General features: G+C 61.1%; 13 protein-coding genes. 8 read left to right on the top strand and 5 right to left on the bottom strand.

All coding sequences use genetic code 11. From position 1 onward, the window contains the following. Positions 1-72: 72 nt before the first annotated feature. The 6 genes from hisB to B0W55_RS00945 all read left to right on the top strand — a co-directional run bounded on the left by hisB (position 73) and on the right by B0W55_RS00945 (position 3955). On the top strand, positions 73-666 hold the full coding sequence (gene hisB / locus B0W55_RS00970; protein WP_024778052.1) for an imidazoleglycerol-phosphate dehydratase HisB: 594 nt from the start codon (positions 73-75) through the stop codon (positions 664-666). Next, positions 666-1304, top strand: a complete 639-nt coding sequence (gene hisH, locus B0W55_RS00965; RefSeq protein WP_077044193.1) for an imidazole glycerol phosphate synthase subunit HisH — start codon at positions 666-668, stop codon at positions 1302-1304. Before hisB ends, hisH begins: the two co-directional genes overlap by 1 nt. Continuing rightward, the gene (locus B0W55_RS00960; RefSeq protein WP_077044192.1) at positions 1305-1562 is read left to right on the top strand and encodes a DUF2164 domain-containing protein; all 258 of its coding nucleotides are present in this window, start codon (positions 1305-1307) and stop codon (positions 1560-1562) included. 42 nt (positions 1563-1604) lie between these two features. Next, on the top strand, positions 1605-2342 hold the full coding sequence (gene hisA, locus B0W55_RS00955) for a 1-(5-phosphoribosyl)-5-[(5-phosphoribosylamino)methylideneamino]imidazole-4-carboxamide isomerase (RefSeq protein WP_015093076.1): 738 nt from the start codon (positions 1605-1607) through the stop codon (positions 2340-2342). Between the two features lie 9 nt (positions 2343-2351). Next, complete coding sequence (gene hisF / locus B0W55_RS00950) at positions 2352-3122, top strand: imidazole glycerol phosphate synthase subunit HisF (protein ID WP_077044191.1); 771 nt, start codon at positions 2352-2354, stop codon at positions 3120-3122. A gap of 77 nt (positions 3123-3199) precedes the next feature. Continuing rightward, complete coding sequence (locus tag B0W55_RS00945; RefSeq protein WP_077044190.1) at positions 3200-3955, top strand: ABC transporter substrate-binding protein; 756 nt, start codon at positions 3200-3202, stop codon at positions 3953-3955. Here B0W55_RS00945 and B0W55_RS00940 read toward each other — a convergent pair. From B0W55_RS00940 to gpmI, 5 genes are all read right to left on the bottom strand, one after another. Next, the gene (locus B0W55_RS00940) at positions 3936-5270 is read right to left on the bottom strand and encodes a Vps62-related protein (RefSeq protein ID WP_077044189.1); all 1335 of its coding nucleotides are present in this window, start codon (positions 5268-5270) and stop codon (positions 3936-3938) included. The genes B0W55_RS00945 and B0W55_RS00940 overlap by 20 nt on opposite strands. 102 nt (positions 5271-5372) lie before the next feature. Next, positions 5373-6149 carry a divergent polysaccharide deacetylase family protein gene (locus B0W55_RS00935; RefSeq protein WP_077044188.1) on the bottom strand — a complete coding sequence of 259 codons (777 nt, stop codon included), beginning with the start codon at positions 6147-6149 and terminating at the stop codon, positions 5373-5375. 2 nt (positions 6150-6151) lie between these two features. Beyond that, positions 6152-7471: a S41 family peptidase gene (locus B0W55_RS00930; RefSeq protein WP_077044187.1), complete on the bottom strand. Its 1320-nt coding sequence runs from the start codon at positions 7469-7471 to the stop codon at positions 6152-6154. A gap of 31 nt (positions 7472-7502) precedes the next feature. Beyond that, positions 7503-8798: a murein hydrolase activator EnvC gene (locus tag B0W55_RS00925; RefSeq protein ID WP_077044186.1), complete on the bottom strand. Its 1296-nt coding sequence runs from the start codon at positions 8796-8798 to the stop codon at positions 7503-7505. 253 nt (positions 8799-9051) lie between these two features. Then, the gene (gene gpmI / locus B0W55_RS00920; RefSeq protein ID WP_077044185.1) at positions 9052-10581 is read right to left on the bottom strand and encodes a 2,3-bisphosphoglycerate-independent phosphoglycerate mutase; all 1530 of its coding nucleotides are present in this window, start codon (positions 10579-10581) and stop codon (positions 9052-9054) included. 151 nt (positions 10582-10732) lie between these two features. Here gpmI and B0W55_RS00915 point away from each other — a divergent pair, with 151 nt between their 5' ends. Both B0W55_RS00915 and grxC read left to right on the top strand, forming a co-directional pair. Beyond that, entirely contained in the window at positions 10733-11146 is a 414-nt protein-coding gene (locus B0W55_RS00915) for a rhodanese-like domain-containing protein (RefSeq protein WP_077044184.1), read from the top strand. A 1-nt stretch (position 11147) separates the two neighbouring features. Then, positions 11148-11402, top strand: a complete 255-nt coding sequence (gene grxC, locus B0W55_RS00910; RefSeq protein WP_053153180.1) for a glutaredoxin 3 — start codon at positions 11148-11150, stop codon at positions 11400-11402. The last annotated feature ends 10 nt before the right edge of the window (positions 11403-11412 follow it).

The raw sequence follows: 11412 nt of genomic DNA, 5'->3' as shown, positions 1-11412 counted from the left end.
TCGTGTTTCTGTTTGCGGCCCGCGCCCCTATAATGGTTGCCTTTTTCGCCCAATGATTTTGCGGAGCTGGTGATGGCCGAACGTAAGGCGTCAGTCGAGCGCGACACTCTGGAAACCCAGATCAAAGCCTCGATCAACCTGGATGGCACCGGAAAGGCCCGGTTTGATATCGGTGTTCCTTTTCTTGAGCACATGCTCGACCAGATCGCCCGTCACGGGCTGATCGACCTGGATATCGTCAGCAAGGGCGACCTGCATATCGATGACCACCACACGGTGGAAGACGTCGGTATCACCCTGGGTCAGGCATTCACCCAAGCCATCGGCGACAAGAAAGGCATCCGTCGCTACGGTCACGCCTACGTGCCGCTCGATGAAGCCCTGTCGCGCGTGGTCATCGACTTCTCCGGCCGTCCTGGCCTGCAGATGCATGTTCCCTATACCCGCGCCACTGTCGGCGGCTTCGACGTTGACCTGTTCCAGGAGTTCTTCCAGGGCTTCGTCAACCACGCCAACGTCACCCTGCACATCGACAACCTGCGCGGCCACAACACCCACCACCAGATCGAAACCGTGTTCAAGGCTTTCGGCCGCGCGCTGCGCATGGCCGTCGAGCTCGATGACCGCATGGCCGGGCAAATGCCTTCGACCAAGGGCGTTCTGTAATGCAGACAGTCGCGGTTATCGATTACGGCATGGGCAACCTGCACTCGGTGGCCAAGGCCCTCGAGCACGTCGGTGCCGGCAAGGTGCTGATCACCAGCGATGCCAGCGTGATTCGCGAAGCCGACCGGGTGGTTTTCCCCGGCGTCGGTGCGATTCGCGATTGCATGGCGGAAATTCGTCGTCTGGGTTTCGATTCGCTGGTGCGTGAAGTCAGCCAGGACCGTCCGTTTCTCGGCATCTGCGTGGGCATGCAAGCCTTGCTCGACAGCAGCGAAGAGAACGACGGCGTGGACTGCATCGGCCTGTTCCCGGGGGCGGTGAAGTTCTTCGGCAAGGACCTGCATGAAGACGGCGAGCACCTGAAAGTCCCGCACATGGGCTGGAACGAAGTGAAGCAGACGGTGAGTCACCCGCTGTGGCACAACATTCCGGACCTGGCGCGGTTCTACTTCGTGCACAGCTACTACATTGCCGCCGCCAACGCGCGGCAGGTGGTGGGTGGTGGTCACTACGGGGTCGATTTCGCCGCCGCGCTGGCCGATGGCTCGCGTTTCGCGGTGCAGTTCCACCCCGAGAAGAGCCATACCCATGGCCTGCAATTGCTGCAGAACTTCGCGGCGTGGGACGGTCGCTGGTAAATGGCCGCCAAGAAGAAGCCGCCGATCCTGACCCTCACTCCCGAGCAGGAGAGCGAGGCCAATCAAAAGATCAAACGCTTCATGGAGGATCGCTTCGAGCTGGACCTGGGTTCGTTCGAAGCGGCTGAAATCCTTGAGCTGTTTACCCGCGAAATTGCTCCGCACTATTACAACAGGGCGATTTTCGATGTGCAGACACACCTCAAAGAGAGGTTCGAAAGCATCGAAAGCGACTTGTGGGCGCTCGAGAAAAACTGATTTCCGAGCCAAGCTGAACAATCGAATTTGAAGGTTTGCCAGATGCTGATTATTCCCGCTATCGATCTCAAGGACGGTGCCTGTGTTCGTCTGCGCCAGGGCCGCATGGAAGATTCCACGGTGTTCTCCGATGACCCGGTGAGCATGGCCGCCAAGTGGGTGGAGGGCGGTTGCCGCCGTCTGCATCTGGTCGATCTGAACGGTGCGTTCGAAGGCCAGCCGGTCAACGGCGAAGTGGTTACCGCGATCGCCAAGCGCTACCCGAACCTGCCGATCCAGATCGGCGGCGGTATCCGCTCCCTGGAAACCATCGAGCACTACGTCAAGGCTGGCGTGAGCTACGTGATCATCGGCACCAAGGCCGTGAAAGACCCGGCCTTCGTCGCCGAAGCCTGCCGCGCGTTTCCGGGCAAAGTGATCGTTGGTCTCGACGCTAAAGACGGTTTCGTCGCCACCGATGGCTGGGCAGAAATCAGCACCATCCAGGTGATCGACCTGGCCAAGCAGTTCGAAGCCGACGGCGTGTCCGCCATCGTTTATACCGACATCGCCAAAGACGGCATGATGCAAGGCTGCAACGTGCCGTTCACCGCCGCGCTGGCCGCGGCCACGTCGATCCCGGTGATCGCCTCCGGCGGCATCCACAACCTGGGTGACATCAAGACGCTGCTCGACGCCAAGGCGCCAGGCATCATCGGCGCGATCACCGGCCGTGCAATCTATGAAGGCACCCTCGACGTTGCTGAAGCGCAAGCTTTCTGCGATTCGTACAAAGGCTGAGGACTGACCATGGCGCTGGCCAAACGCATCATCCCTTGCCTGGACGTGGACAACGGCCGGGTGGTCAAGGGTGTGAAATTCGAAAACATCCGCGATGCCGGTGACCCGGTGGAAATCGCCCGTCGTTACGACGAGCAGGGCGCCGACGAGATTACCTTTCTCGACATCACCGCCAGCGTCGACGGCCGTGACACCACGCTGCACACCGTTGAACGCATGGCCAGCCAGGTGTTCATCCCGCTGACCGTCGGCGGAGGCGTACGCACCGTGCAGGACATCCGCAACCTGCTCAATGCCGGTGCGGACAAGGTCTCGATCAACACCGCGGCCGTGTTCAACCCGGAATTCGTCGGTGAAGCGGCGCAGCATTTCGGCTCGCAGTGCATCGTCGTCGCCATCGACGCCAAGAAGGTCTCGGGCCCGGGCGAAAACCCGCGCTGGGAAATCTTCACCCACGGCGGCCGCAAGCCGACCGGCCTCGACGCGGTCGAGTGGGCGAAAAAGATGGAAGGCCTGGGTGCCGGTGAAATCCTCCTGACCAGCATGGACCAGGATGGCATGAAGAACGGTTTCGACCTCGGCGTTACCCGCGCCATCAGCGATGCACTGGGCATTCCAGTCATCGCTTCCGGCGGTGTCGGCAACCTGCAGCACCTGGCTGACGGCATTCTCGAAGGTCACGCCAGTGCGGTCCTGGCGGCCAGTATTTTCCACTTCGGCGAATACACCGTTCAGGAAGCAAAAGCCTATATGGCCCATCGCGGAATCGTGATGCGCTAAACATTCGATGCAGGCCAGTGGACATCATGGCGGGCTCAAGGCACTCTTGGGTACGCCATGGATTTCGGTAGCCAGACATGCTTAAACGCCTTCTTCTCGTTCTTGCCAGCGCTTCTCTGTTGTTCATCAGTGGTGTGCACGCCAAAGACAGCCCCGATACCGACATGGTGTTGCTGACGGAGAACTTCCCGCCATACAACATGGCCAAGAACGGCAAAAACTTCGCTCAGGATGAGAACATCAGTGGCATCGCCACCGATATCGTCCGCGAAATCTTCAAGCGCGCCGACATTACCTACAGCCTCACGCTGCGTTTCCCATGGGAGCGAATCTACAAACTCACCCTGGAAAAGCCCGGCTACGGCGTGTTCGTCATGGCGCGCCTGCCCGACCGCGAAAAACTCTTCAAATGGGTGGGCCCGATCGGGCCTGATGACTGGATCATGCTCGCCAAGGCTGACAGCAAGATCACCCTCGAAACCCTGGAAGACGCGCGCAAGTACAAGATCGGCGCCTACAAGGGCGATGCGATTGCCGAGACCTTGACCAAGCAGGGCTTGAACCCGGTGGTGGTGCTGCGCGACCAGGACAACGCGAAGAAGCTGGTCAACGGTCAGATCGACCTGTGGGCCACCGGCGACCCGGCCGGCCGTTACCTGGCAAGGCAGGACGGCGTGACCGGGCTCAAGACGGTATTGCGCTTCAACAGCGCCGAACTTTACCTGGCACTGAACAAGGACGTGCCGGACGAGTTCGTTGCCAAGCTTCAAGCGGCTTTGGACCAGTTGCGCAAGGAAGGTGGCGTGGACGAGATCATGGCGCGCTATCTGTAGCGACCGGTGACTCTGCCTTCGACATGGAGGCAGGCACTTCGCTGTCCCTCTCCGATGGATACTCGGTCAAGTACAGGCTATCGATGTCGGTGTAGAGGACGTCATTCGCCACTTGAGTGCCGTCTTCTCGCAGCAGTCTGTAATGACTTTGCAGTAGATAAACCGCCAGGCTGGTGTTTTTCGCTATGCGGGTGATGACCTCCACGGCGGCAGAGGTCGTCCAGTCCAGAGGCGAGGTTTCGGTGTGGGTGAAACCTGTGCCCAGTTTCGCCGAAAAGCGGATGGACGATGCCAGCAACAGGTGCAACGTCATCGGATTTGTCACGTACAGCGGCCATTCGGAGGCGACCCGGATGGTGGTGACGTCGGTGAACGCCTCCAGTGATTCCGTCCTTTGCACCCGCGGCGCGGTCCATCTGAAGGTCTGGCCGACGGCGCCTGTGTTGTGGCCATGCCCGACAAGTACATACCGATCCGCTCTTTGCAGGCTGTAGAACGCTGATGTGTGGAACTGCTCGAGCGGGTTCAACTCAGGATCCGTGACCGCGAACCAGGGCAACCGCGCGGTTTGAGTGATCCTGGCTGTTTCTTCGGTGGCGGGCGCCTCGAATCCGCCGAGGACAGGCGGCGTCGGCGGGGCAGCGACCTGCAGAGGTATGTGCATTCGTAGCGAGTAAGCGACGGAGTCCGCCGGGCGCGTATGGCTGTTGGCACCGACAAAGGTGCCTGGTGAAAAATAGAGTTCGCCGGCCTCGGCACTCGGCGGATTGATGGCCCAGGCGCTGAAGTCCTGCCGGGCGCCACTGCCGCTGTCGCTCCAGATCAGGGTGCCTGCTTGCGCCGCGACCACCAGGTCCGCCCGCACGCAACGCACGGTGTTGGCCAGTGGTTTGTCGCGGCCGTTGGAGCACACCATTCCCAGTGCCACGTAACCTGCGGGGGGAATCGGGCGCCATATCGTGCAGTCCGCGTCGGCGCCGGAGCGTGAATCTTTCCAGACCCGCTCAAAATCATCGGGGGCGCTGAGTGCTCTGCCCTTGGATGAATCTTCATCTTCGGCTGCACCTTCGCAGACCACCGCCACGATGGTGTTGCCGTTGATATTGTCGAACCCGGGCGTGGCGAAATCGCCCAGTGGAAAATACCCCGGCAGCAGATCCGGGGCGGGAACAGGGCGCCAAAAGGCACCCGGTTTGGCGCCGGACCCCTTGCTGTCCCAGACCCGGTGAAACTCGGTGGTGAAGTTGATCAACAGATTACCGAGCTTTATCGGCGCCCGTTGTGCTGGCGATTGTTCGTGTTCACTGACTTGCATACGCGATCCTGATAGCTCAAAGGTGACATTCAATGTCACGAAGGGTTGAGCGCTCACTATCAGGAGTGGGGCGGGGCGTCTGGCGGTAACTATGTATAGCGGTTATCGGTAGACGCCATCTTTGCCATGGGCAGCAGTGGCCTTATTGCTGCGCAGGCTGATCATCTGGCGAATATCGATCCATTCGATGCCCTGGGCCTTGAGCCTGGGCAGTTCACGCTCGAGCACTGCCAGGGTCTGGGGATAGGGATGGCCGATCATGACCGCCGAGCCCTGCTTGTGCGCCAGGCTTATCGCGGTCTGCAACTGGGTGAGAATCGCCGCTTCGGTGCGTTCGTCATCGAGAAACACATCCCTCGAAACGCTGGCCAGGTCGATCTTCTGCGCCTGTTGTGCCGCGACTGTCTGAGCGCTGGTGCGGCTGTCGACGAAAAACTTGTGGCGCCGCTGCAACTCCCCCATCAACCACGCCATGGCCACGGGCTGAGCGGTCATGCGGCTGCCCATGTGGTTGTTGATGCCAGCCGTGTAGGGGACCCTTTTGAAGGCGGCATCGAGGCGTTTCTGCAGTTCTTCGAGGGGCAGTTCGGGGTGCCAGGCGAAGGGGCCGGTGGCCGGGTCCATGGGCATGTGCAGGATGACGATTTTGCCGGCGCGATGGGCTTCGCGGGCGAATTCGGTGGCGTGGGGCGTGTCGGGCATGATTGCCGTGGTGACCGGGCCGGGCAGGGCCAGCACGCGGCGATCCCGGGGCAGGTTCTGCCCCAGGTCATCGATGATCAGGCTCAGGTAGGCCTTTCGAGGTGATTGCCCGGCGGGTTCGGCGTGAACCGTACCTGCCAGGCAGCACAACAGGGCGAGGATGAAGCGCAGCCTCATCCTCAGCGGCCGGAGGTGATGCTCAGCCCTTTGAGCAGGCTCAGGGCCTGGGCCAATTGGTAGTCGTCATCCTGCGGCATGGCCTTGGCCTTGCCACCGGAACCGGTCGGTTTGTCTTCGCCGCCGTTGCCATTGCCCAGGTGGCCTTGCAGATCGGCTTCCTTGAAGTAATCGCCGTCCTGCTCGCTGGTGATCTTGGCCTTGCGCACTTCGATGTCCGGAACAATGCCCTGGGCCTGGATCGAGCGGCCGTTCGGCGTGTAGTACAGCGCCGTGGTGATCTTCAGCGCGCGATCGTTGTTCAGCGGCAGCACGGTCTGCACCGAGCCTTTGCCGAAACTGGTGGTGCCCATGACCACGGCGCGTTTCAGATCCTGCAAGGCGCCGGCGACAATTTCCGATGCCGAGGCGCTGCCGCCGTTGATCAGCACCACCATTGGCACCGCTTCGCTTTCGTCTTTACCGGTGGCCGAGAAGCGCAGCTCGGAGTTGGCGATACGACCCTTGGTGTAGACGATCAGGCCTTTGGTGACGAAGTGATCGACGACTTCCACCGCCGCTTGCAGCACGCCGCCCGGGTTGTTGCGCAGGTCCAGCACGATGCCTTTGAGCTTCTTGCCGTTTTCCTTGCGCAGCTTGGCCAGCGCCTTGGAGACCTCTTCGCCGGTCTTGACCTGGAACTGGGTGATGCGGATGTAGCCGTAGCCGGACTCCAGCAACTGGCTCTTCACGCTCTTCACCTGAATGATGGCGCGGGCCAGGGTCACGTCGAACGGCGTGCCGCCGTCACGTACCAGGGTCAGGGTGATCTTCTGGCCGATCTTGCCGCGCATCTTGTCCACGGCTTCGGTCATGCTCTGGCCGCGGGTGGGCTGGCCGTTGATCTTGACGATGAAGTCGCCGGCCTGGATGCCAGCCTTGGAGGCAGGGGTGTCGTCGATGGGCGACACGACCTTGATGAACCCGTCCTCGGCGCCGACTTCGATGCCCAGGCCGCCGAATTCACCGCTGGTGCTTTCCTGCAGTTCGGCAAAGTCTTCCGGCCCCAGGTAGGCGGAGTGCGGGTCAAGGTTGCTGAGCATGCCCTTGATCGCGTTTTCCAGCAGGGTCTTGTCGTCCACCGGTTCGACATAGGCGGCCTTGATCCGGTCCATGACCTCGGCAAAGGTGCGCAACTCTTCCAGCGGCAATGGCGCCTTGGTGGTCGCGGCAGTGCCTGCCGGTGCGGCCGCCGGGGCAGGTTGAGCGGCAAACGCCAGAGGCGCGCCGATCACCAGGGCGATCGTCAGGGCCAGCGAGGTAAGGCGGGACAAATGCAGCATGTCGAACGAACTCCTGAATTAGGCGGCACGCTTATCCTTGCGCGCGGCACCATTGCGCCGGGTCACTCGGGTGACCCTGCTGACGAATCGCGAAATACAGCGCTGGCGTGTCCTGCCCGCCACTGTTACCGACAGTGGAGATGGACTCACCGGCTTTTACCACGTCACCCGCAGACTTGAGCAGCGTCTGGTTGTGACCATAAAGACTCAAGAAACCGTTGCCGTGATCGAGGATCACCAGCAGCCCCGCGCCACGCAACCAGTCGGCGAACACCACGCGACCGCCATGTACGGCATGCACGGTGCTGCCGGCGGAGGCACCGATCATTACGCCGTCCCACTTGGTCCGCGCATCGTCGCCGCGACTTTCACCGAAACGCGCAAGCAGTCGACCATCGACAGGCCAGGGAAGTTTGCCGCGGGTAGACGCGAACGGGCCGCCAAAAGTTTCACCGGAACTGGAAACCAGCGCGCCAGGTGTCGATCTGACCGGTTTTCGTGGGGCGTCGTCGCTGGCATTTGCCTGCTCCTGGGCCTCACGTAAACGCTTTTTTTCCGCTTCCTGCTGGGCAATCAGCGCTTTTTGCCGCGCTTCTTCTGCCTCACGGGCCTGGCGAGCCAGGGTTTCTTCAATGGTTTTAAGGACTTTAGACAGGTCTGCCTGATCCTGCTCGCGAGCCGCCAGTTTCTGGTCGCGGGCCTTCACGTCGTCATTGAGCTTGGACAGGACCTGCTGGCGTTCCTGGCGGACCTTATCGAGTTCGGCGCGCTGGGAGTCGAGGCTGCTTTGCTGGACCAGCAATTGCGCCTGTTGCGAGGCGATGTCTTTCTCGACATTGGTCAGCTGGCGCAGGGTTTCGTTGAAATTCTTCAACTGCTCCATGCGAGCCTGGCTGAGGTAATCGTAATAGGTGAGCGTGCGGGCGAATTTTTCCGGGTTCTGCTGGTTGAGCAGCAGCTTGAGGTATTCCTGGCGGCCGTTCTGGTAGGCGGCCCGGGCCTGCAGGGCGATCAGTTTTTGCTGTTCAGTGCGCGCGCTCTGGAGTTTTTTTTTCTCTGCATCGAGTCGCTGTAGCTCGGATTCGCTTTTCTTCAGCTCTTTTTGCAGGGCTTCGACCTGCTTCTCGAGCTTGCCCATCTCGGTTTCGGTGCCCTTGAGGTCTTTCTGCACGCCGGATTTTTCTTCCTGCAGCTTGCCCAGCAGTTTTTTCAGCTCGGCAATGTCCTGACGCGTGGCGTCCAACTGTTGTTGGGTTTGCGCGCGCTCATCCGCGAAGGCCGGTTGGAGCAGGCAGGTCAGAGCAAGGGCTATCAGGACGCGAAGCATAGAGGCGGGCGGCACCAGGGAAATGGACAGCTTAGTATGCCCGGCCCACGCTGCAAAAAAAACGCCCAATTGGGGCTGTGTGATAACTGGCCCGTGCGACGGGGCGTATTCCATTTTGAAAACCCCAAAAACCCCTGTGGGAGCGGGCTTGCTCGCGAAGGCGGTGTGCCAGTCGACAATGTCGTTGACTGGCACACCGCCTTCGCGAGCAAGCCCGCTCCCACAGGGTTTATGCGGTGTTTTGACGGGCGGGTTACACCAGAATCGATGTCCCGGTCATTTCCGCCGGTTTTTCCAGGCCCAGCAGCTTGAGCATGGTCGGCGCCACGTCCGCCAGCACGCCGCCTTCACGGACCTTGAGGTCGCGCTTGCCGACATAGATGAACGGCACCGGTTCGGTGGTGTGGGCGGTGTGCGCCTGGCCCGTGGAAGCATCGGCCATTTGCTCGACGTTGCCGTGGTCAGCGGTGATCAGCGCTTCGCCGCCGACTTTTTCCAGTGCGTCGACGATGCGGCCAACGCACCGGTCAAGGCATTCCACGGCTTTGACCGCCGCGTCGAACACGCCGCTGTGGCCGACCATGTCGCCGTTGGCGTAGTTGACCACGATCACGTCGTAGCGCTGGTGCTCGATGGCATCGACGATACGGTCGGTGACTTCAGGCGCACTCATTTCCGGCTGCAGGTCGTAGGTGGCGACCTTCGGCGACGGGATCAGGATGCGCTCTTCGCCCGGGAACGGTTCTTCGCGACCGCCCGAGAAGAAGAAGGTCACGTGGGCGTATTTCTCGGTTTCAGCGATGCGCAATTGGGTCTTGCCGTTTTTCGCCAGGTAGTCGCCCAGCACGTTTTCCAGGCTGCCGGCGGCGAAGGCCGATGGCGCAGGGATGCTGGCGGCGTATTGGGTGAGCATCACGAAGCCGGCCAGTTTTGGCTGGCGGCTGCGTTCGAATTCCTTGAAATCGTCTTCGACGAACACGCGGGTCAGTTCGCGGGCACGGTCGGCGCGGAAGTTCATGAACACCACGGCATCGCCGTCTTCGACTTTCACCGGCTCGCCGATGGAAGTGGCTTTGACGAATTCGTCGCTTTCGCCGCGCTCGTAGGCGGCTTGCAGGCCGTCCTGGGCAGTGGCGGCGTTGAATTGACCGTGGCCATCGACGATCAGGTTGTAAGCCTGGGCGACGCGGTCCCAGCGATTGTCACGGTCCATCGCGAAGTAGCGACCAATGAGGCTGGCGATCCGACCTTTGCCCAGAGCCTGGAACGTGGCGTCGAGCAGTTCGATCGACGATTGCGCACTTTTCGGCGGCGTATCGCGGCCGTCCAGGAAAGCGTGCAGGTAGATGTTTTGCGCGCCGCGCTTGGCGGCCAGTTCGGCCATGGCGACCAGGTGATCCTGGTGGCTGTGCACGCCGCCATCGGACAGCAGGCCCATGAAGTGCACCGCTTTACCGGCAGCCACGGCCTTGTCCACCGCAGCGCAAATGGTCGGGTTCTCGAAAAAATCGCCATCGCGGATCGATTTGGTCACGCGAGTGAAGTCCTGGTACACCACGCGACCGGCGCCGAGGTTCATGTGACCGACTTCGGAGTTGCCCATCTGGCCGTCCGGCAGGCCGACGTCCATGCCGCTGCCGGAGATCAGGCCGTTCGGCACCGTGGCCCACAGGCGGTCCAGTACGGGCTTGTTGGCCGCAAACACGGCGTTGGATTCAGGGCTGTCACTGTGACCGAAGCCGTCGAGAATCATCAGGACCAAAGGTTTAGGCGTGGTAGTCATGGAATCCACTCGTGGCTGTTAAAAAGGGGCGATGGAAAAGGGAGTGGCAGTTTAAAGCGAAGTTCCGGCCACGTCACCGCCGGACGGGGTTTGGCCCACCATGGGGGCTGTGTATACTGGCCGACATTTTAACGCCCTGGAACCTCCTTCGATGGTTGCTCACCTGATTGAATTTGCCACTAACCACTACATTCTCGTCGGTATCTTCGTCGTACTGCTGGCCCTGCTGATTGCCTATCAGATGCAAGGCGGCGGCCGTAGCCTGAGCACCGGCGAACTGACCGCTCTGGTCAACAAGGACGCCGGCGTGGTGGTGGACATCCGCCCAACCAAGGATTTTGCCGCTGGTCACATTGTCGGCGCGGTGAACATTCCGCAGGACAAACTGGCTGCACGCATCGGCGAACTGGAAAAGCACAAGGCCAAGACCATCATCCTGGTCGACGCCCTGGGCCAGACCGCCGGTACCCACGCTCGCGAGCTGATGAAGGCAGGCTTCACCGCCGCCAAGCTGTCCGGTGGCGTTTCCAGCTGGAAAGCCGACAACCTGCCGCTGGTGAAGTGACATGAACAACGTCGTCGTCTATTCCAGCGATTACTGCCCTTATTGCTCGCGGGCCAAGTACCTGCTCGAGAACAAAGGCGTGGCCTTCGAAGAGATCAAGGTCGATGGCAAGCCTCAGGTGCGTGCCGCCATGGCTCAGAAAGCCGGACGCACGTCCGTGCCGCAGATCTGGATCGGCAGCACCCACGTTGGCGGTTGTGATGATTTGTTTGCCCTGGAGCGCGCGGGTAAGCTCGACGCGCTGCTCAAGGCCTGAACTCCATACC

The organism is Pseudomonas sp. KK4, assembly GCF_001984065.1.
Lineage (GTDB): Bacteria > Pseudomonadota > Gammaproteobacteria > Pseudomonadales > Pseudomonadaceae > Aquipseudomonas.
The sequence above is the reverse complement of the archived record's forward strand: the minus strand, read 5'-3'. Positions and strand labels throughout refer to the sequence as shown.